The 20,179-nt window shown below is 74.2% G+C and carries 13 protein-coding genes and 1 pseudogene; 1 reads left to right on the forward strand and 13 read right to left on the reverse strand.

Annotated features, from left to right (window positions below):
- Nucleotides 1–17: 17 nt before the first annotated feature.
- The 6 genes and pseudogenes from ACFVVO_RS27435 to ACFVVO_RS27460 form a co-directional block, all read right to left on the reverse strand.
- Nucleotides 18–1,283 carry a type III PLP-dependent enzyme gene (locus ACFVVO_RS27435; protein ID WP_390058255.1) on the reverse strand — a complete coding sequence of 422 codons (1,266 nt, stop codon included), beginning with the start codon at nucleotides 1,281–1,283 and terminating at the stop codon, nucleotides 18–20.
- Between the two features lie 95 nt (nucleotides 1,284–1,378).
- A pseudogene (locus ACFVVO_RS27440) lies at nucleotides 1,379–7,408 on the reverse strand (type I polyketide synthase); the annotation flags it as partial.
- A gap of 35 nt (nucleotides 7,409–7,443) precedes the next feature.
- A complete protein-coding gene (locus tag ACFVVO_RS27445; RefSeq protein WP_390058256.1) occupies nucleotides 7,444–8,775 on the reverse strand; it encodes a methylaspartate mutase in 1,332 nt (443 codons plus the stop codon).
- A complete protein-coding gene (locus ACFVVO_RS27450) occupies nucleotides 8,772–9,248 on the reverse strand; it encodes a cobalamin B12-binding domain-containing protein (RefSeq protein ID WP_390058257.1) in 477 nt (158 codons plus the stop codon). The genes ACFVVO_RS27445 and ACFVVO_RS27450 overlap by 4 nt, the downstream gene beginning before the upstream one ends.
- Nucleotides 9,245–10,765, reverse strand: coding sequence for a class I adenylate-forming enzyme family protein (locus tag ACFVVO_RS27455; protein WP_390058258.1), 1,521 nt, complete (start codon nucleotides 10,763–10,765; stop codon nucleotides 9,245–9,247). Before ACFVVO_RS27455 ends, ACFVVO_RS27450 begins: the two co-directional genes overlap by 4 nt.
- A 79-nt stretch (nucleotides 10,766–10,844) precedes the next feature.
- The gene (locus ACFVVO_RS27460) at nucleotides 10,845–12,407 is read right to left on the reverse strand and encodes an AMP-binding protein (protein WP_390058259.1); all 1,563 of its coding nucleotides are present in this window, start codon (nucleotides 12,405–12,407) and stop codon (nucleotides 10,845–10,847) included.
- A gap of 128 nt (nucleotides 12,408–12,535) precedes the next feature.
- On the opposite strand from ACFVVO_RS27460, the gene ACFVVO_RS27465 reads away from it, so the two are divergent.
- Nucleotides 12,536–12,787, forward strand: coding sequence for an acyl carrier protein (locus ACFVVO_RS27465; protein WP_390058260.1), 252 nt, complete (start codon nucleotides 12,536–12,538; stop codon nucleotides 12,785–12,787).
- A gap of 19 nt (nucleotides 12,788–12,806) precedes the next feature.
- Here the strand turns inward: ACFVVO_RS27465 and ACFVVO_RS27470 are convergent, their stop codons facing one another.
- From ACFVVO_RS27470 to ACFVVO_RS27500, 7 genes are read right to left on the reverse strand one after another with little or no spacing between them, the layout of a single operon-like run.
- Nucleotides 12,807–13,751: an ACP S-malonyltransferase gene (locus ACFVVO_RS27470; protein WP_390058261.1), complete on the reverse strand. Its 945-nt coding sequence runs from the start codon at nucleotides 13,749–13,751 to the stop codon at nucleotides 12,807–12,809.
- Nucleotides 13,748–14,662, reverse strand: coding sequence for a proline iminopeptidase-family hydrolase (locus tag ACFVVO_RS27475; protein ID WP_390058262.1), 915 nt, complete (start codon nucleotides 14,660–14,662; stop codon nucleotides 13,748–13,750). The genes ACFVVO_RS27470 and ACFVVO_RS27475 overlap by 4 nt, the downstream gene beginning before the upstream one ends.
- Before the next feature lie 43 nt (nucleotides 14,663–14,705).
- The gene (locus tag ACFVVO_RS27480; protein ID WP_390058292.1) at nucleotides 14,706–15,506 is read right to left on the reverse strand and encodes a thioesterase II family protein; all 801 of its coding nucleotides are present in this window, start codon (nucleotides 15,504–15,506) and stop codon (nucleotides 14,706–14,708) included.
- 10 nt (nucleotides 15,507–15,516) lie between these two features.
- Complete coding sequence (locus ACFVVO_RS27485; protein WP_390058263.1) at nucleotides 15,517–16,617, reverse strand: malic enzyme-like NAD(P)-binding protein; 1,101 nt, start codon at nucleotides 16,615–16,617, stop codon at nucleotides 15,517–15,519.
- Nucleotides 16,618–16,620: 3 nt separating this feature from the next.
- Nucleotides 16,621–18,084: a class I adenylate-forming enzyme family protein gene (locus ACFVVO_RS27490; RefSeq protein ID WP_390058265.1), complete on the reverse strand. Its 1,464-nt coding sequence runs from the start codon at nucleotides 18,082–18,084 to the stop codon at nucleotides 16,621–16,623.
- A complete protein-coding gene (locus ACFVVO_RS27495) occupies nucleotides 18,081–18,782 on the reverse strand; it encodes an FMN-binding negative transcriptional regulator (protein ID WP_390058266.1) in 702 nt (233 codons plus the stop codon). The genes ACFVVO_RS27490 and ACFVVO_RS27495 overlap by 4 nt, the downstream gene beginning before the upstream one ends.
- Complete coding sequence (locus ACFVVO_RS27500; RefSeq protein WP_390058268.1) at nucleotides 18,782–20,116, reverse strand: lysine N(6)-hydroxylase/L-ornithine N(5)-oxygenase family protein; 1,335 nt, start codon at nucleotides 20,114–20,116, stop codon at nucleotides 18,782–18,784. The genes ACFVVO_RS27495 and ACFVVO_RS27500 overlap by 1 nt, the downstream gene beginning before the upstream one ends.
- Nucleotides 20,117–20,179: the final 63 nt, after the last annotated feature.

The following is a 20,179-nucleotide window of genomic DNA, read 5'->3' on the forward strand; positions in this document are numbered from 1 at the left end:
GCTTTCGGTTCGGTCAGTCATCGCGGCGAACGGCTGTGCACGAGCCGCGAGGCCGAGACGACGGCGCCGTCGCGGACGGTGACCTCGGTCGGCGCGGGCCGCCCGAGGAACATCAGCAGGCTGGCCGTGGGGCCGTACGCCCCGGCGTTGGGGATCGCCAGCAGATCGCCGGGGGCCAGCTCGGGCAGCTCGATCTCCCGGCCGAGCACATCGCCCGGTGTGCACAACGGGCCGACGAGCGAGGCGCGTTCGACCGGTTCGCCGGGTCCGGCCGGTTCGACCGCGACCGGCAGCAGCCGGCCGAGTCCGGACATGCCGCCGAAGGTGTTGATGCCGACGTCGGTGATCACGAACTTGCGGCCGCGGCTGACCTTGACGTTGGTGACGGTGGCCAGCAGCGTGCCGGAACCGCCGGCCAGGTAGCGGCCGCTCTCGAAGGCGATGCGCGGGGAGCCGTCCCGCCAGTGCGGGAACTCCACGTCCAGCGCCGCCTCCAGCTCCGTGCGCAGCTTCGGGTAGCGGGTACGGCCGCCGGGGACGCCGTAGGGAACGCTGAATCCGCCGCCGATGTCGAGGTACCGGAGCGGCAGTTCGTGCACGCGGCTCAACTCGGCTGCCGTGGCGAGGGTGTTGCGGAACTCGCCGATCAGGTTGTCCTCGTCGGTGGTGTTGCTCAGCGGGAAGAAGTGCATCCCGGTGATGTCCACCGCGCGGAGGCCGCCCGAGTCGGCGGCGTCGGCGCGCAGTTCGGCGAGCGTCCCGGGGAGGTCCTCGCTGTCGAAGCCGAACTGCGACGGCGTACCGGTCATCCGGATGCTGGTGGTCGCGCCCGCCGAGGCGGCGTTGACGCGCAGCAGGGTCTCGACCCGGACCCCGCGCCGCGCGGCCACCGAGTCGAGCCGGCGGACGTCGGTCACGGAGTCGGTGGAGAACAGCCGCACGCCGAGCCGGATCGCCTCGTCGAGTTCGCGTGCCGTCTTGCCGGGGCCGGTGTACAGGCAGCCGGCCGCGGACAGCCCGGCCGCGAGGACGGCGGCCAGCTCACCGGTGGAGCTGATCTCCGTGCCGCAGCCCGGTGCTCCGGGCCCGTCCTCGCCGAGGGTCCGGACGATGTCGGGGTGCGGGTTGGCTTTCAACGCGTAGTAGAGGTCCACGCCCTCGGGCAGCGACGAGAACAGGTCCGCCTTCGCTTCGGCGACGTCGTCGAGGTCGTAGACGTACAGCGGAGTCCCGTACTCAGCGGCCAACCGAGCGTGGAGCACTTCGTCACGGGCTCGTGGCATGGGGGAATCCTGGTCGGCGGCGAAAAGCCGTGGTACCCCTACCGGTCGGCCGCGGACCCGCGGTGAGCGCCCGGATAGGGGTGCCTAGGGGCCGGTCAGTCGTCGTCGATCATCAGCATGTCGATGAGCTCGGCGGCGTCCATCTCGTCGATGTCGGCGTCGTCCACCACCAGGAGGCGATCGGCCCCCGCTACTCCGGCCAGGCCCATGAGGGTGTCCAGCAGGCCGCTGGAGCGGAGCCGTTGCAGGGGTATGCGGGTGAACAGGTCGCGCAGCCAGGTCTCGTCGCCGTCCGGCTCCCGCTCCGGCCCGGTGTCGGGCCGCAGTCGGCTCCGCAGGTAGGCGGCGACGTCGGCGGTGCTCGGGTGGTCGAAGACCAGGGTGGCGGGCAGCCGCAGTCCGGTGGCGGTGGCCAGCCGGTTGCGCAGTTCGATGCTGGTCAGGGAGTCGAACCCGGCGTCCTTGAAGGGCCGGTCGAGCCCGACGGCCGTCGGCGAGCCGTGTCCGAGGACGGCGGCCACATGGGCCTGGACGAGTTCGGCGAGCGCCCGCTCCGCCTCCCGGGCATCGAGTCCGGCGAGGCGTTCGCGGAGGCGGGCGGCGGCGTCATCGGTGGCCGTGGCGCCGGCCGAGGTGGTCCGGCGGGGTGGGCCGGCCAGCGCGCGGAACATCGGCTGCACGTCGGCGTCCGGCCGGCCCAGGGCCGCCAGGTCCAGCCGGAACGGCAGCAGTTGGGGCCCGCCGACGGCAACGGCCAGGTCGAACAGCTCCAGGCCCTCGTCGACGGAGAGCCCGCCGACGCCCGAGCCTGCCATGCGGGCGACGTCGGTGGAGGACATCCGCCCGGCCATGCCCTGGCCGGTCCACAGGCCCCAGGCCAGCGACTGGGCGGGCAGTCCCAGGCCGCGGCGGTGGGCGGCCAGGCCGTCGAGGAAGGCGTTGGCGCAGGAGTAGTTGGCCTGGCCGGGGGCGCCGAGCGTGCCGCCGCCGGAGGAGAAGAGCACGAACATGTCGAGGTCGAGGCCGCGGGTCTGCTGGTGCAGATGCCAGGCGGCGTCGGCCTTGGGACGCAGGACCGTGTCCATCCGCCGCGGGGTCAGCGCCGCGACGACGCCGTCGTCGGTCACCCCGGCGAGGTGCACCACGCCCGCGAGTCGCTGTCCGGCCGGGATGGAGAGCAGCAGCGCGGCGAGGTCGTCCGGATCGGCGACGTCGCAGGCCAGCACCCGCGCCTCGGCGCCGAGGGCGGAGAGCCGGCCGACGATCTCGGCCGCGCCCGGCGCGTCGGGCCCACGACGGCCGGCGAGGATCAGCCGGCGTGCGCCGTGCGCGGTCACCAGGTGCCGTGCGACGTGTCCGCCGAGCGTTCCGGTACCGCCGGTGACCAGGACCGTGTCGTCCGGGCCGAACCGCCGGGGGACGTGCAGCACGGGCTTCCCCGTCCCCTCGGCCCGCAGCGCGTCGGCGGCTCGTGCGAGGTCCCCCAGATACGGGGCCGTCGGCTCGGGGCCACCGCCCTCGAAGAGCTGCCCGGGGTCACCGGCCAGGGCGCGGACCCGGTCCGCGGGCAGCGCCGCCGCCTCGGGGAACGACCACTCCCCCGGCAGCCGGGCCACCAGCCCCTGGTCGGCGACCGCGACAGGCCCCGCGCCGCCGGGCAGCGGCGCGAGGACCCGGTCGCCGGGAGCGAGTCGTGTCACCCCGGGCCCCACTTCCTCGACGAATCCCGCGCCCACCGAGGCATCGGGCGCGTCGAGTCCCGCCGCCCGTACCCCGATCCGCACCTGCCCCGGCTCCAGTGGGAGCGCCGTCTCCGGGGCGGCGACCAGGGCCGCCCGCTCGGCCGCGTCCGCCGAGGACGCCGCGACCCGCCAGTGCTCGGTGCCGGGCGGCGCGACCAGGGCCGTGGGACGCGCGAGCCGGGGGACGAGCAGCCGGCCGGCGCGCACGGCGACCTGGGGTTCGCCCGTGGCCAGCGCGGCGTCGAACACCGCCGCGTCCACCGGCTCGTCGATGTCGACGAGGACGAAGGTCCCGGGGCTCTCCGCCTCCGCACTGCGCACCAGCCCCCACAGCGCGCTCCCGACCAGATCGCTCGGCGCCTCTCCGTCGGCGACGGCCACCGCGCCCCGCGTGACGACCGCGACGCGCGACCCCGCGAGGCGCTCGTCGGCGATCCGCGCCTGGACGATGCCGAGCATGCCGTGCGCCGCCTCATGGACGGCGGCCGGCAGATCGGCGGGTGGCAGATCGGCGGGTGGCAGATCGGCGGTCGCGCCGTCCGCCGGACACGGGACGATGACGACGTCGGGCTCCGCCGCGCCCCCGGTCAGCGCGTCCGCCAGGGCGGCGAGCGTCGGGTACGCCGGAACCTCGGCCGGCCCGGCGAACGCCGGTACCGACGGGCCCACGACCGCCCGGCCGAACGGGGTCGAGGCCACGGCGTCGGGCGCCGTCACCGGCACCCAGGACACCTCCAGCAGGTTCTGGTTCGCCACGGGGGCCGGGCCGCCCGCCCGCGCCTGCGCCGGCCGGGCCACCAGGGTCCCGGTGGAGAACACCGGCGTGCCCAGGCCGTCGGTGCAGGTGATCGCCGACGTGCCGGCTCCGGTGCGGCGCACCCGGACGCGCAGTGTGGTCGCGCCGGGCGTGTGCAGCACCACCTCGTCCCAGGAGAACGGGATCAGCGGGTGTCCGGGCCGGGCATCGTCGTCCACGAGGGCGGCGGCGTGCAGGGCGGCGTCGAGCAGCGCCGGGTGGATGCCGTACCCGGTGGCGTCCACGCCGTCCGGCAGGGCGACTTCGGCGAACACGTCGTCGCCGAGGCGCCACGCGGCCCGCAGGCCCTGGAACGAGGGACCGTAGCCGAGTCCCTGACCGGCCAACTCGGTGTAGGCGTCGCTCACATCGACGCTCCGGGCGCCGGAGGGCGGCCAGTTCCCCGGCGCGTGGACCTCGACGTCCGCGAAACCGGGCACGGGCCCCTGCGCGAGCACACCCTCGGCGTGCCTGGTCCACGGGCCGTCGGCCGCACGGCGGGAGAACACGCGCAGGGCGCGCTCGCCGGTGTCGCGGTCGGGCGTACCGGTGTGGACCTGCAGGGCGACGGGGCGGCCCTCGGTGAGGGTGAGGGGGGTGTGCACGGTCAGTTCGCGCAGGTACGGGGTGTCGGTGTGGCCCGCGGCGTGGAGGGCCAGCTCCACCAGCGCGGCGCCCGGCAGCAGCGGCTCGCCGTTGACGGAGTGGTGGGTGAGCCAGGGGATGGCGTGCGGGGTGAGCGTGCCGGTGAGCAGCAGGGTGCCGTCGGCGGCGAGGGTGGTGACGGCGGGCAGGAGCGGATGCCCGGTGGCGTCCAGTCCGGCGGTGCGGGCGGGCGCCGTACCGAGCCAGTGACGCCGGCGCTGGAAGGCGTAGGTAGGCAGGGCCGGGTCCGCGCCGTCCGGCTCGCCGGTCCCGGGCAGGGCGTGGAGCCAGCCGACGGCGGCACCGGCGACGTGCAGGCGGGCCAGGGCCGTGGTCAGGGTCTCGGTCTCGTCCTGTGCGGGGTGGAGCACCGGGATCGCGGTGACGTGGAGGTCCGGGGCGGCGTCGAGGAAGTGCCCGGCCAGCGTGGTCAGGGTGCGGTCGGGGCCCAGCTCCACGAGCGCGGTGGCACGGTGGGTGCCGGTGAGCGTCGTCAGGGCGGCGGGGAAGTCGACGGCCTCACGGGCATGGCGGGTCCAGTGTCCGGGATCCGCCAACTCCGCCGTGGTGAGGGCGAGTCCGGTGAGGGTGGACACGACCGGGATCGCCGGTGCCTGCCATGCGACGGCGGCGGCCGCCTCGGCCAGGGCGGGCAGGGCCGGGTCCATCAGCCGGGAGTGGAACGCGTGGGACACCGGCAGCGTCGAGGTGCGCACCCCGTGTGCGGACAGGAACGCCACGGCCGCCGTGACGGCTTGGGCGGCGCCCGAAAGGGTGGTGTGACGCGGCGAGTTCACCGCGGCGATGTCGACCCCTGGGAATCCCGGGCCCACCACGCCTCCGCCGCCGAGTCGGACGGTGCCGCCGGCGAGCACGGCCGCGACCGTCTCCCGGTCCGCGGCGACCGACGCCATCGCGCCGCCGGGCGGCAGGACCTGCATGACCCGGGCGCGGGCCGCGACCAGCCGGGCGGCGTCCGCCAGCCCGAGGGCGCCGGCGACATGGGCGGCGGACAGCTCGCCGATGGAGTGCCCGGCCACCGCGGCCGGGGTGACGCCGAACGACTCCAGGAGCCGGGCCAGGGCGGTGTGCAGGGCGAACAGCGCCGGCTGGGTGAAGACCGTCTCGTTCAGTTCGTCACCGGAGGCCACGACGTCCGCCAGCGGCCGGGGCAGCAGCCCGTCGAAGGCGGCGCAGACCTGGGCGTAGGCATCCGCGAACACCGGGTACCGGGCGGCGAGCCCCGCTCCCATGCCGGGGTGCTGCGAGCCCTGTCCGGAGAACACGAACGCCGGCCGGGCCGCCCCGGCGCGCCCGGACACGACACCCGGGGCGTCCCGCCCCTCGGCCAACGCGTCGAGACCGGCGAGCAGTTCACCGGCGGACCGGGCGGAGACCACCGCCCGGTGCTCGAACACCGACCGGGTGGCGGCGAGGGCGCGCGCCCCGGCCGCCGCGGGGAACCCCGGACGCTCCCGCACCCAGTCCGCCAGCGCCCTTGCCTGGCCCGCCAGGGCCGCCGCCGAACGCCCCGACACCAGCCACGCCGACACGTCGTCCGCCGGACCGGGGTCGGCGGCCCGGCCGCTCGGGGCACCACCCTCGAAAACGTCGGGGTCCGCATCGTCCCCCGGCGGCTCCTCCACCAGGACATGCGCGTTGGTGCCGCTGATCCCGAACGAGGACACCCCGAACCGGCGCGGGCGCCCGCCGCGCGGCCACGGCACCGCGTCGGCCAGCAGCCGTACCGCGCCGGACGTCCAGTCCACCTCGGGCGTGGGGTCGTCCGCGTACAGCGAGCGGGGCAGCACCTGGTGCCGCAGCGCCTGGACCATCTTGATCACCCCGGCCACGCCGGCCGCGGCCTGGGTGTGCCCGATGTTGGACTTCACCGATCCCAGCCAGAGTGGCTGTGCGGCGTCCCGGCCCCTGCCGTAGGCGGCCAGCAGCGCCTGTGCCTCGATCGGGTCGCCCAGTCTGGTGCCGGTGCCGTGGCCCTCGACCGCGTCCACGTCACCCGGGGTCAGGCGGGCGTCGGCGAGGGCGGCGGCGATGACACGCTGCTGCGCGGGGCCGTTGGGGGCCGTGAGCCCGCTGGAGGCGCCGTCCTGGTTGACCGCGGAGCCGCGGATCACCGCGAGCACCCGGCGCCCGGCGCGCACCGCGTCCGAGAGCCGCTCCAGCACCAGTACGCCGGCGCCCTCCGCGCAGCCGACGCCGTCGGCCCGGGCGGAGAACGCCTTGCAGCGGCCGTCGGAGGACAGTCCGCGCTCGCCGCTGAAGTAGACAAACATGTCCGGCTCGGTCATCACGGTGACCCCGCCGACCAGCGCCAGTGAGCAGTCCCCGCGGCGCAGGCCCTGGGTCGCCAGGTGGAGGGCCACCAGCGAGGACGAGCAGGCGGTGTCCAGCGACAGCGCGGGGCCCTCCAGGCCCAGCGTGTAGGCGACGCGCCCGGAGACGAGGCTGCCGTCGCTGCTGCCGGGGCCGTAGTCGTGGTACATCACCCCGGCGTACACACCGGTGCGGCTGCCGCGCAGGGACGCCGGGACGATCCGGGCCCGTTCCAGCGCCTCCCAGGAGGTCTCGAGCAGCAGCCGCTGCTGGGGGTCCATGCCGAGTGCCTCGCGCGGGGAGATGCCGAAGAAGTCCGCGTCGAAGTCGGCGGCGTCGTAGAGGAATCCGCCGTCGCAGGAGTACGTGGTCCCGGGTGTGCCCGGCACCGGCGAGTACAGCGCCTCCCGGTCCCAGCCGCGGTCGACGGGGAACGTCCCGATGGCGTCCGTGCCCGACGCGACCAGGTCCCACAGGCCGTCCGGGGAGGTGACGCCGCCCGGGTAGCGGCAGGCCATGCCGACGACCGCGACGGGTTCGGACACGGCGGCGGTCAGTCGCTCGTTCTCCCGGCGCAGCAGTTCGTTGTCGAGCACGGAACGGCGCAGGGCCCCGACGAGTTGCTCGGTGGAGGCGGTCTCGGTCATTCCTTCGTCATCCTCACCAGGTGGTCGGGGCTCGGTCGGGAGCCGGAGGTCAGGGCGGAGGGGGCGTCGGGCCCCTCCAGCGCCTTTCCGTCGAACGTCCGCTGGACGTGGGAGAGCGCGGCCATGAGGTCCCGCGCCGTCAGCCGGTCGCCGCCGGGCCGGGGGCCGACGACGCCGGTCAGCGGCATGGAGCCGATGTCGGACCAGCGCAGGCGGCCGTCGGCGGCCAGGTAGCTGCGGGCGCGGCCCGCGTTGTCGGGGTGCAGGCAGAACGGGATGTCGAGCAGCCCGCGTCCGAAGGCGGTGACCAGGGCGTCGCCGATGCCGGGCGCGCAGTCGAGCACCGCGTCGATCAGGGCCCGCGCTTCCTGGTAGGTCTCGCCGCCGTCGCCGGCCGTCGCGGCCGCCGGGCCGGCGCGCCGGGCCTCGGCGGCGGCCCGGGCGGCGAGTTCGAGGGCGTCGACGTTCTCGGCGACCGTCGGCAGGCGGTGCGCCTCGGCGACCGTCTTGACGATGAGCCGTTCGCTGCCGGTGGCGACCGCCAGGCGGGCTGCCTCGGCGAGCAGTTCGCGGGCGCCGCCGGGGGTCTGCGGATACATCCCCATGTAGGCGTAGACGACGACGTGCCAGTCGGTGTCAGGAAGCAGTTCGGCGCACAGCCGGCGCAGCGCGCGGACGGCCTCCTCGTCCTGCGCGGTGCTGGTCTGCTGCGCGTAGCTGACCGACAGCGAACGCAGGCCGTGGGCGCGGAAGAACACCGCTTCCAGGACGCTGACGGCGACCAGCAGTCCGGGCGGGCACAGTTGCCCCATCAGGCAGCCGCCGAAGGTCTCCAGCTGCGGCTCGGTGCCCGACTCCCCGGCGGCGGCCAGTACTTCGCAGGAGGCGGCCCACTCCCGGACGGACTCGGCGAGCGGGGTGCGGCCGTAGGGCAGGCAGTACGACACGGGGCCGCCCTCGGTGGCGTGCAGCCCGGCCCGGATCATGCCGCGGACGATGCCCAGCGGCTTCGCCGAGCCGTGCCGTACCTGGACGGGGAAGTCCGGGCCGGTGAGGCCGTCGAGCATCGCGGTGGTGGTGGCGGTGCTGTGGTTGAGCAGCGGGTAGCCGTTGAGCGGGTTGCCCTCGCGCAGGGCCCGGCCGGCGGATTCCAGGTCGCCGAGGCGGGTGTAGCTGTCGAGGGTGATCGTGCCGGCGGTCGTCGCGCGGGCCTCCCGCACGGCGGCCAGGCAGGCCCGCATCCTGGCCGGGTCGCCGAAACCGGCGCGCGGCTGTACGACCAGCTCGCCCGCCGCGGCGTGCCGGCGGACGAACGCGCCGAAGCTCACGCCGTGACCGCCGTGAGCGAGGCGAGGAGGCCGCGGAACGACTCGGTGCCGCCGGTGTCGTCGTAGACGGCGTCGTAGCCGGCGGCGAGCAGGGCCTCGGCGCGCTCGGCGCGGCCGTGTGCGGAAACTCCGAGCTTGCCCCCGATGACGATGGGCACCCCGGCCAGTTCTGGACAGGCCCGCAGCCGGGCGATGGCCCGCATCCCGTCCTGGTAGCCGTGTCCGTTGACGCTGCTGATCACCACCATCGCGGCGCGCCGGGCGCGGCACTCGGCGACCAACAGGTCGTCCGGTACGCACGGTCCGAGGTTCACCACGTCGAACCCGTTCTCCTCGATGAGGAGTTGCAGGAAGACCAGGTTCCAGGTGTGGGCGTCCGAGGCCAGGCTGCTGACCACGACGACGGGGGTGCCTCCCGTGGTGTCCCGGGGTTCGGCCGGCCTGCCGGCGGCCGCGGTGATGGCGCCGGTCATCGGGAGGCGGCCTCGCCGGAGCCCGGCCGGGCGCGGTCCGCGAAGACCCCGTCCAGCAGCGCGGCCAGTTCCTTGGTCGCGTTCTTGCCGTGCGCGGTGAGCGGGAACGCGTCGACCACGTGGCACAGCGAGGGCACCTTCAACGGCTCGAGACGTTGGGCGAGTTCGCGCAGCACGGTGTGCGGGGCGAGGTCGGTCTCGACGCAGATGGCGAGGTCGCGGCCGGCGGAGGGCGGGACGACGCCGGCGGCGCGCACTCCAGGGACGTCCATCGCCGCGGCCTCGATCTCCAGGGTGCTCATCCGGATGCCCTTGCGTTTGAACATGTCGTCGACCCGGCCGTGGAAGTACAGGTAGCCGTCCTCGTCGACCCGTCCGTAGTCGCCCGTGTGGAGCCTTGTGGCGCCGGTGGCGGGGTCGGTGCGGAAGGTGCGGGCGCTGATCTCCGGTGCCCGCCAGTAGCCGGGCATGACGTGCGGTCCGGTGGCGACGATCTCGCCCGGTTCCCCGGTGGGCACCTCGGTGCCGTCGGGGTCGACGATCAGCACCCGGGTGCCGCGGATCGGGCGGCCGACCGAGTCGGGCCGCTCGTGCTCCTCGGCGGGCGGCATGACGGAGATGCGCTTGCACTCGGTCTGCCCGTACTGGCGCACCACGACGGCGCCTGGGAACGCCTCGCGCAGCCGGTCGGCGGTCGACGGCGGCAGTGCGGCGCCGGTGTTGGTGAACAGCCGGACCCGGTTGCCGCCGGCCGGCTCGGGCTCGCGGTCGGCGAGCTTGCCGATCATGGTGGCGAAGGAGGGGACGATGGGTAAGACGGTGGCGCCGACCTCGCGCATCCGGCGCAGCAGGGTCAGGTCCGACTCCTCGCCGGCCAGGACGATCTCGCAGCGGGCGGCGGCGCACATGAGGACCTTGTACAGGCCGTAGTCCCAGGAGACCGGGAACCGGCACAGGACGACGTCGTCGGGCCGGTAGCCGAGTTCCGCGACCAGCGCGCGGGTGGCGAACACGACCTGCGCGTGCGGCTCGATCACGCCCTTGGGTACCGAGGTGCTGCCGGAGGTGTAGACGAGGAAGGCGAGGTCGTCCGGTGTGACGCCCTCGGGTTCCGGCACCGGGCCGGCGTCGAGCAGGTCCTCGATCTCCTTCCACACCACGTCGCGTTCGCCGGCGGTGAGGACGAGACGGGGCTCGGCGCTGTCGACGACGGCCCGCAGCTGGTACGGGCGGGTGTCGGGGTTGACCGGGACCAGGACGGCACCGGCGCGGCTGACGCCGTGCAGCAGGGCGACCAGCCGGCGGTCGGTGGGCCACTGCACCAGCACGCGGTCCCCCGGGCCGACGCCCGCGCCGCGCAGCCAGGCGGCGACGGCGTGGCTGTGGCGGGCGGTCTCGCGGTACGTCCATCCGCCCCGCGCGTCCCGCACCGCGCGGGCGTCGGGCCGTTCGGCCGCCGCGTCGTCCAGCAGGGTGTGCACGAGGGGGCCGCGCGGGGAAGGGTCAAAGGGTTCCATGTCCGCCTCTCGCGCCACGCGTGTCGGGTCGGCCCGAAGCTAGCGTGGCGATTCGGCCGGACACACCCCCTAAGAACCCCTATCGGCCCGGCCCGGGGAGAAGCTGCGAGGCCCAGGTGGCGAGGGTCGTGCGGTCGGTCTTGCGGTTGGCGTTCAGCGGGAGTTCGTCCAGGTGGTGGAAGCGCCGGGGAACGGCGCCGTCGGGCAGCAGCCGCCGCAGCCGGCCGACGAGGTCGGCGGTGGCGACCGCGGGTCCGGTGTAGAAGGCGACCAGGACAGTGCCGGCCGGCCCCTCGGCCCCGACCGCCACCGCGTCGGGCAGGCCCACCTCGCGCAACGCGTGCTCCACCTCGCCGAGTTCGATGCGCCAGCCGGCCACCTGGACCTGTGAGTCGAGCCGGCCCAGATAGGCGAGCTGTCCGTCGCCGGTCCGCCGGATCCGGTCGCCGGTGCGGTACCAGCGGGTGCCGTCCAGGTGCGGGAACCGGCCCTCCTCGTCGCCGGGGTCGAGATAGCCACGGGTCAACTGGGGCCCGGCGACGAGCAGTTCCCCTTCCTCCAACGCCGGCCGGCCGTCGTCGCCGAGCAGGAGGTGCCGGTGGCCTTCGTGCACCGGGCCGATGGGCACGATGCCGTTGACGGCCACGGCCTCGGAGTCCGGGCCCGCCCAGCGGTGGGCGGCGATCGTGACGGTCAGTTCGGTGGGCCCGTACAGGTTCTCGACGGCCGATCCGGGCGCCGCCGCCTGCCAGTCGTGGGCGTCCCGGCACCGGAAGGCCTCCCCGGCGAAGAAGCTCCAGCGCAGGCCGGGCAGGGCGCCGGGGGTCAGGCCGCCCATCCTGCGCACCAGGTCGATGGCGCTCGGTGTGGAGAACCAGACGGTGACACCGTGTTCGGCGAGGAAGCCGGGCAGGTCCCGGTAGGCGGCGGGCGGGATCGCGAGGGCCGTGGCGCCCGCGCCCCAGGCGCAGAACAGGTCGAACAGCGCGCAGTCGAAGTTCAGGTCGAAGGCCTGCGAGAACGTGTCGTCGGGCGTGAAGTCGTAGCGCTCGTCCAGCAGCCGGAAGTAGTGGTCGGTGTTTCCGTGGGTGACCACGACGCCCTTGGGGCGGCCGGTGGAGCCGGAGGTGAAGAGGATGAACGCGGTGTCCTCGGGAGCGACCTCACGTGGTTCGTGGAGTGCGTGTGCGGGGTCGGCCTCCAGTACCGGGAAGGGCGCCGGGTCGTCCGGTCCGCCGTCCGGGGCGAGGACGTGCAGGCCGGCCAGGGCGCTGCCACCCGCCTCGGCCAGCGCGCCCAGGGTCTTCGCGCCCTCCTCGTCGACGATGAGGGCCGTGGCCCCGGAGGCGGTGAGCATGCGGCTGTTGCGGGCCGCGGGGAAGTCGGGACGCATCGGGACGACGGCCGCTCCGGCGCAGAGCGCGGCCAGCACGCCGGTGTAGGCGGTGGGGCTCTTCCCGGCGAGCACGCCGATCGTGCGCGCCGACCGCCCGGTCAGGGTCCCGGCCCACAGCAGGGCCTGTTCGTGGGCCTGCCGGTAGGTGATCCGCTGGCCGGCCGTCCGGATGGCGGTCCCCTCGGGGGAGCGGTCGAGGCCGCGCAGGAAGCGCGCGTACAGGCCGCGCGGTGCCGGTCGGTTCATCGCGGTCCTCCGTCGGGTCGGCCGGCCGCAGCCGGCGAGGGTAGGGGTCGGCAGGCACGGGCCGGCCGGGCTAGCGTGCAGCGGCAGCCGACAGCGCGCCGAGAGCGCCCGACCAGCCTGGAGTTGACATGCGAGAAGAGTTCGAGGAGACGGTCCGCCAGTTCCTGCCGTATCTGCCGGACGACGAGCCGTTGCGGCCGGACGCCCTGCTGCGCGACTACGGTCTGGACTCGCTGGCCACCGTGGAGCTGCTCGGCGCCCTGGAGAGCCGGTTCCAGGTCCGGTTCCGGGAGGAGGCGCTGAGCCTGGACAGCTTCCGCACGCCGGCGGTGCTGTGGGAGACGCTGTCCGCGTCCCTCGACTCCCCCGCCTCCGCCTGATCCCGGGCCGGCGCCGCGGTCAGCGCCGGTTCGGGGGCCGCAGCGCCAGTCTCGGGTCGACGGCGATCACCTCGAAGTTCTCCCGGGTGCAGGCGAGGCGCCCGAACAGACCGTCCGGCCCGCACACGCAGACCCGTCCGACGCCCAGTGCGCGCAGCGCGTCCACGGCGGTGGGCCAGTGGACCGGCCGGACGACGGAGTCCAGCAGCATCGCGCGGACGCCGTCCCCGGTGCGCAGTACGGCGCCGTCCTGGTCCGCGACGACCGGGAGCGCCGGGTCGGCGAACGCCAGCCCGCCGAGCACCCGGTCCTCGGCCATGCGGCGCAGTCCGGCGAAGGACGCCGAGTGCAGCGGCGGGCGCATGGTGTAGAGCGACATGCCGCCGAGGCTGCGGATCTTCTTGTCCAGCCACTCCAGGTTCCGTTCCCGCAGCGACAGCATGAACATGGTGCGGTCCAGGTGGCAGGCGATGTCGCTCCACTGTCCGGCCGCGTCCAGCTCGGTCCGGATCTCCTCCAGTTGTCCGGCGGTGATCCGGACGAACGAGTGGGTGACGACGTCCTGGCACTGGGTGGTGAAGAACTCGTCCATGCACCGGGCGAGTTCCGCGGTCATCCATACGGCGTCCTCGAACGGCAGCGATCCGCTGAACGCCGTCAGGGGTTTGCCGCCGAAGCTGGGCCCGGCGACGGCGTCCGGCTCGACGCCCAGCTCGGTGCGCGCCCACTCGGCGAGCGCGACGCAGGTGACCATGAAGGCCACCTGGGCGTGCTCGCTGTAGTCGCCCTCCGCGCTCTCCAGACCGTCGAGCACCGAGTGGCCGAGCCGGTGGTCGGCCTCGGCGAGCAGTCGGCGGGCCACCGGGTTGACCACCAGGAACCGGGCGAGGTCGGCGTAGCGCACCGGGTTCATGCCGGGGAACACCGCGGCGGTGCCGGTCCGTTCGGCATCCATGCCGGTCATCCCTTCTCCAGGCCGAGGAGGAACTCGGCGAGCACTCGGAAGAACCGCTCCGGCTCCTCCAGATGGGGCAGGTGGCTGGACTCCTCGAAGACGACGTGCCGGGCGCCCGGGACGAGTTCGCGGTACGGCCGGACCACCGCCTCGGTCGCCTCGTCGTACCGGCCGGACAGGACCAGGGTGGGCACGTCGACCGAGGGCAGGAGGTGCTCGATCGACACGTCGCGCAGCGAGCCGATGACATGGAACTCGCTGGGGCCGTTCATCGCGGTGTAGACGGTCGGGTCGTTCACGATCTCCATGAACGAGGCCTCGTAGTCGCGGGGCCACGGGTCGAGCCGGCAGACGTGCCTGCGGTAGAAGACGCGCATCGCCTCGGTGTACTCGACGGAGCCGGTGGTGCCGGCGGCCTCGTGGGCGCGCAGCACCTCGTCGACGCCCTCGGGCAGCGCGGCGCGCAGGGTCTCCATCTCGCTGCGCCAGGTCGGGTAGGAGGCGGGCGCGTCGGCCACGATCAGGCCGCGCAGTCCCGGCGGGCGTCCGGCGGCGTGCCAGGCGGCGAGCATGCCGCCCCAGGACTGGCCGAGCAGCACGTAGTCGTCGGCGATCCCGAGGCGGGTCAGCAGGTTGTCGAGTTCGTCGAGGAACAGCTCCGGGGTCCAGAACTCGGGCGGCTGGTCCGGCAGATGGGTGGAGCCGCCGTTGCCGAGCTGGTCGTAGTGCACCACGGGCCAGCCGCCCACGGCGATCCCGGCCAGGTTCCGCAGGTAGTCGTGGGTGCTGCCGGGGCCGCCGTGCACGACGACCAGGGCCGGGCGCCCGCCGCCCGGCCTGCCGGTCATCCGGTACCAGGTGGCGTGGTCGCGGAAGGGCACCCGTCCCTTGGTGCTGGGCACCTTGGCCGTCGCTGTCATGGCGCCCATGTCTAGTGCCGCCGGACCGGGCGGCACCAGCCCCTTAGGGGTGGTCCAACACATCCTGTCCGGCGGGTACTTCGGGGCGGTACCGGCCGGCCAGGTGGTCCCGCAGGGTGCCGCCGATCACCTCGACGACCCGTGCTCCCTGGCTCTCCAGGTAGAAGTGGCCGCCCTGGAACAGGTGGACGGAGCCGCCGGCGGTCGTGTGCCCGTGCCAGGCCCGCGCCTCCTCGACGGTGGTCCGGGGATCGTCGGTGGCGGTCATGACCTCGATCGGGACGCCGATGCGGGCGTCCGCCTCCCGGCGGTAGCTCTCGATGGCCAGGTAGTCGTTGCGGAGTGGGGGAAGCACCAGCTCCAGCAGGTCCGGTTCCATGAGCACCCGGGCGTCCGTGCCGCCCATGGCGCGCATTTCGGCGATGATGCCGGCGTCGCCCCGCCGGTGCACGCCGTCGTCGTGGACCCGGCTCGGGGCCCGGCCGCCGGAGGCGAACAGCAGCGCGGGGGTGGGGTGGCCGGCGCTCTCCAGGCGGCGCGCCACCTCGAACGCGACGGCCGAGCCCATGCTGTGCCCGAAGAACGCGACCGGTCCGCGCATGTGCGGTGTGATCACCGTGTGGATCGCGTCGGCCAGGGCGTCGACGCTGGGCACCAGCGGCTCTCCGTAGCGGTCCTGGCGCCCCGGGTACTGCACGGCCAGGACGTCGAACTCGGCCGCCAGGGCCTTGGACATCGGGTGGTAGTAGCTGGCCGAGCCACCGGCGTGCGGGAAGCAGAACAGCGTGGCCCGCGGGGCGTGCGCCGGATGGTAGCGGCGGAACCACAGGTCCTGCGCGGACATCGTCACGTACTCACCTTTCGGGAAAAGACGCGGAAGGGGCGCGGTCGTCGGCGATGGCGCGCGCGATCGCCCGCGCCGTCCGCCCGAGGTCCGCGCCGGACAGCGGCGGGGCGTCGGGCGGGGCGTCCGGCCGGGCCGCCGACAGCGACACCAGGCACCCGGCGGCGGTCGCCAGGTCGCGCATCGACGGCTGCCGCAGTCCCAGCCGGCAGGCGGCCAGCAGCAGACCGGGCGTGGCCAGGTTGTTGCTCAAGTCGTTCTCCAGAGCGGGCAGATAGGTCGCGCCGAGGGCTACGGCGTCCTCGTACCGCACCTCGACGTCAGGATAGGACAGCGGGACGACGACCGGCTTGGGGTTCATCCGCGCCAGGTCCTCGGACGCGATCGGGGCGCCGGAGAGGCCCACGCACACATCGGCGCCGTCCAGCGCCGTGCCCAGCGGGCCGCGCAGCCCGCCCGGGTTGGTCAGCGCGGCCAGCTCCGCCTTGTCCGGTGTGAGGCGGGCGCGGCCGGGGTGCAGCAGGCCCGTGGAGTCGACCACGCGTACCTCGCCGGTGCCCAGGTGGTGCAGCAGCCGGGCGGTGGTGGTTCCGGCGGCGCCGGCGCCGACGACCACGGCGCACAGCTCGCCCAGGGTGCGGCCGGACCGGGCGACCGCTGCGCGTACGGCGGCTGCGGTCATGACGGCGGTGCCGTGCTGGTCGTCGTGGAGGACGGGGCAGCCGATGTGCGGGTCGGCGAGCAGCCGCTGCAGTTCGAAGCAGTGCGGGGCGGCGATGTCGGCGAGGAGGATCGCGTCGTAGTTCGGCCGCAGCAGGCGCAGGGCGTCCGCGTACGCGGCGGGTTCGGCGCGGGCGAGCGCGAGCGGGAGGGTGTTCATCCCGGTGGCGCGTTCCAGCACGGCGCACTTGCGTTCCAGGACGGGGCGCACCGCGCGGGCGCCGAGGTCTCCCCGGCTCAGGACGGACGAGCCGTCGCTGAGCACGAGCACCGTGGGGCGCCGGGCGGGATCGCCGTACCCGGCGGCCAGGCGCAGCACCTCGCGGGTGGTGTCGGCGAGCGAGCCCGGCGCGGTGCGCGCCGGGCCGGGCTGCGGGCTCGGTGGGGCCATGGCCTACTCCGCGAACAGCGGACGCAGCTCGCTCCGTCTGATCTTGCCGCCGGTGCTGCCGGGGAACTCCTCGACGACCCGGAGCTGGGACGGGGTCAGGTTGGTCGGCAGCATGGTGCGCAGTTCACGCAGGAGCGGATCGGCCGCGGACGGTCCGCGCCAGCTGATCACCGCCACGCAGATCCGCTCGCCGAGGCTGTCGTCGGGCATGCCGCAGACGCGGGCCCGCTCGATGTCGGGGTGCTGTTCGACCAGGGACTCCACGACCGACGGTACGACGGTCTCGCCGCCGCGCTTGATGGCGTCGGAGTCGCGGCCGAGCACGGCCAGCGTGCCGTCGGGGCGGCGCACGCCGATGTCGCTGGTCGGGTACCAGTCGCCGGGCGGCACCGGTTCGTGGCCGACGTATCCGAGCATCACGTTCGGTCCGCGCACCCGGATCCGGCCCTGTACGCCCGGTTCGGTGGGCCGCCCGTCCGCGTCGACGGTCTGCACCTCGACCCCGGTCTGCGGGGGCATCCAGCCGGGTTCGGTGCCGGTGCCGTAGGTCTGGGTGCAGACGTGTCCGGGGACCTCGGTCAGCGCGTAGGCCTCGATCACGGGCGCCGCGAACCCGGCTTCGAGGGCGGCCTTGTCGGGGGCGGGCAGGGCCTCGGAGGTGGAGCGGATCACCCGGGGGCGGAAGCCGTCGAACCAGTCCGGCCAGGAGCGCCGGGCGACGAGCATGGACCGGTGCAGGGTGGGCGCGGCCGAGTACCAGGTGATGCCGCAGCGCAGCGCCTCCTGGAGGAACGTCAGGTCCTTGGAGTCGACGATGACGAACTCGCCGCCGCTGAGCAGCGGTGCGAGCACTCCGGCGGTGATGCCGTGCCCGTGGTGCAGCGGCATCACCGACAGTCCGCGGTCGGCCGGGGTCAGCGCCAGCGATCCGGCGATGAAGGTGCCCGCCGCGACCAGGTTCCGCTGGGACAGCCGCACCCACTTGGGGTCGCCGGTGGTGCCGGAGGTGCACAGCAGCAGGGCCGGGTCCAGCGGCGTGCGGTCCGGCACCGCGTCGATGTCGCCGGGCTTGAGCGCCGTCAGGTCGGACACGTCGACGGTGACAGGTACGTCGTCCCCGGCCGCCGGGACGGTGGTGAGCAGGGCGGCGATGTCGAACGGTCCGGCGGGCAGCTCCGGTGCGTCCGCCGCGGCGAGGACGGCCACGCCATAGGCGGCTGCCGCCAGCAGGGCCACGACCGACCCGGCGTCGTGGCCGACGCGGACCGCGATGGTCGCGCCGGGTCCGACGCCCGCGGCGCGCAGCGTGCCGCAGAGGGCGGCGATGTGCCCGGCGAGCGCTTCGGCGTCGACGGGGTCGGCGCTCAGGTCGTCGATCAGCACGGCCGAGCCGGTGCCGGGGAGCGAGCGGACGAAGGCGCCCAGGGTGGCGGGAGGTCCGCCGTACGGTGTGCGCTGGTCCGTCATCGGTCGGCCGCTCCCACCGGCTCGCCGGCCCCGGCGCGGCCCGGGTCGTCGGCCGCGAACTCCTCGTCCCACATGGCCTGCGACAGCTCCCGGCTCAGTCCGGTGCCGTTCGCCGACAGGTGGTCGCGTATCGAGCGGCGGACCTCGGGGGTGTGCTCCTGGCTGAGCTTGAACATGGCCTCGACCGACTCGACGCGCACCCGGAAGGCGCGGACCCCGGGCTGGATCTTCCGGAAGTAGTCGAGCGAGCCGGTCATGTCCCAGCCGGTGCCGGCGACCTTCTCCAGTTCCCGCACCGTGGCGGTGACGACGTCGAGGGTCGCCTCGCCGGTCGCGATCGGCTCGAGCCGTCCGCGCAGGTGCACGGTGATGAAGTTCCAGGTCGGGGCCGCCGGGCGTTTGTCGTAGGCGGCCGGGGAGACGTAGGCGTGCGGCCCCTGGAACACGGCCAGGACGTCGGCGCCGTCCTGGAGCGCCTGCCAGTGGTCGTTCATCCTGTTCATGTGGCCCAGCAGGGTGGCTCCGGCCAGCGGCTGTTCCGCTCCGGGTGCGTCGGCGAGCCGCTCGACGACGATCGGCGCGTGGGTGGCGTACGGTGTCCGGCCGCCGCCCGAGACGAGGAGGGCGAGCGGGTTGCGGCGGACGGTTGCGACGACGTCGCTCGCCCGGCGCGGCCGGTACATCGGGGGGATCAGCATCAGACCACCTTCACGCCGGACAGGTCGGTGCGGCCGGCCGCGACGTCGGCGTCCGCCTCGGCCGCGGACGTGGCGCAGTAGCGGGCCAGGGAGTTGGCGATCTCGCCGCTGCGGACGGCGATGTTGGACAGCAGCGAGGACGACAGGCCGTGGGTGTGCTCGGAGCCGCCCTGGAGGTAGACGCCGCAGCGCAGTTCGGGGCTCGTCGCCACGCGGTAGTCGCGGTCGAGCCGCAGCCGCCCCTGCTCGTCGCGCAGGCAGAGACCGGCGAGTTCACCGAGCATGGCGGCGGGGTCCATCGGGTCGTATCCGGTGGCGCACACCAGAAGGTCGACGTCCAGGTGGTCCACCTCGCCCGAGCGCAGTGACTGGACGGCGACCCGGGTGCGGCCGTGGACGGTCTCGGCGGACTGGGCGCGGCTGAGGTTCAGGAACGTCAGCCGGGTGCTGCGGCCGAGTTCGTCGGCGTACTGGCGCTCGTAGAGGTCCCGGATCAACTCGTCGTCGACGACGGAGTAGTTGGTGTTGCGGTGGTAGTGCCAGACGGCGTCCTTGGCCCGGTCGGAGGAGAAGTAGAAGTCGTCCACGGAGGCCGGGTCGAAGACCTGGTTGGCGAGGGGGGTGTTGTCGGCGACGGTGTAGCCCAGCGGGGAGAGGATCGCGTAGACGTCGGCGTCGGGGAGGTTGTCGTAGACGTGCCGGGCGATCTCCGCGGCGCTCTGCCCGGCGCCGACGACCGCCACGCTGCGCACCCGGGCGGCGTCCAGCGTCTGGAACCTGGTGAGGTACTCGGAGCTGTGCCACACCCCGGGGCCGTGACCGATACCGTCCGGCATCCGGGCCACCAGGCCGGTGGAGACGACGATGTTCCGGGCCTGCACGACCCGGGTGGCGTCCGCGGAGCCGGTCTCCCGGACGTGCAGCCGTAGCTGGTCCACGTGGCCCCGGTCGTCGCGCAGCGGCTGCACCGAGACGACCTCGGAGTCGTAGGTCACGTATTTGGTGAACCTGGCCTCGACCCATTCGAGGTAGTCGTGGAACTCCCGGCGGCTCGGGAAGAACTCGTTGCGGTTGGCGTAGGCGGCCAGCCGGCCCTTCGCGTGCAGATAGGAGACGAAGCTGTACGGCGACGCGGGATTGCGGAAGGTGACCAGGTCCTTGAGGAACGAGATCTGCATCTTCGCACCCGGGAGCAGCATTCCCCGGTGCCAGCCGAGCGCCGGTTGTTTCTCCAGGAAAACCGCGTCGATCGCTGGGCCACCGGATTCCCCGCCGAGTTCGTCGAGAGCGGTCGCGAGCGACAGATTGGAGGGTCCGAAACCTATTCCGACCACGTCATGCGTTTTTACTCCGTCAGCTCGCATGGACCATTACTCCCGTCGTCAATTTCGTTCACG

This window comes from Streptomyces sp. NPDC058145 (assembly GCF_042884245.1).
Lineage (GTDB): Bacteria > Actinomycetota > Actinomycetes > Streptomycetales > Streptomycetaceae > Streptomyces.

What these genes read in the sequence shown, in the direction of transcription:
- ACFVVO_RS27485 (WP_390058263.1), bottom strand. Translation starts at nt 16,617, where the DNA reads ATGGCCCCACCGAGCCCGCAGCCCGGCCCGGCGCGCACCGCGCCGGGC.
- ACFVVO_RS27455 (WP_390058258.1), bottom strand. Translation starts at nt 10,765, where the DNA reads ATGGAACCCTTTGACCCTTCCCCGCGCGGCCCCCTCGTGCACACCCTG.
- ACFVVO_RS27480 (WP_390058292.1), bottom strand. Translation starts at nt 15,506, where the DNA reads ATGTCCGCGCAGGACCTGTGGTTCCGCCGCTACCATCCGGCGCACGCC.
- ACFVVO_RS27495 (WP_390058266.1), bottom strand. Translation starts at nt 18,782, where the DNA reads ATGCTGATCCCCCCGATGTACCGGCCGCGCCGGGCGAGCGACGTCGTC.
- ACFVVO_RS27435 (WP_390058255.1), bottom strand. Translation starts at nt 1,283, where the DNA reads ATGCCACGAGCCCGTGACGAAGTGCTCCACGCTCGGTTGGCCGCTGAG.
- ACFVVO_RS27475 (WP_390058262.1), bottom strand. Translation starts at nt 14,662, where the DNA reads ATGACAGCGACGGCCAAGGTGCCCAGCACCAAGGGACGGGTGCCCTTC.
- ACFVVO_RS27470 (WP_390058261.1), bottom strand. Translation starts at nt 13,751, where the DNA reads ATGACCGGCATGGATGCCGAACGGACCGGCACCGCCGCGGTGTTCCCC.
- ACFVVO_RS27450 (WP_390058257.1), bottom strand. Translation starts at nt 9,248, where the DNA reads ATGACCGGCGCCATCACCGCGGCCGCCGGCAGGCCGGCCGAACCCCGG.
- ACFVVO_RS27460 (WP_390058259.1), bottom strand. Translation starts at nt 12,407, where the DNA reads ATGAACCGACCGGCACCGCGCGGCCTGTACGCGCGCTTCCTGCGCGGC.
- ACFVVO_RS27465 (WP_390058260.1), top strand. Translation starts at nt 12,536, where the DNA reads ATGCGAGAAGAGTTCGAGGAGACGGTCCGCCAGTTCCTGCCGTATCTG.
- ACFVVO_RS27490 (WP_390058265.1), bottom strand. Translation starts at nt 18,084, where the DNA reads ATGACGGACCAGCGCACACCGTACGGCGGACCTCCCGCCACCCTGGGC.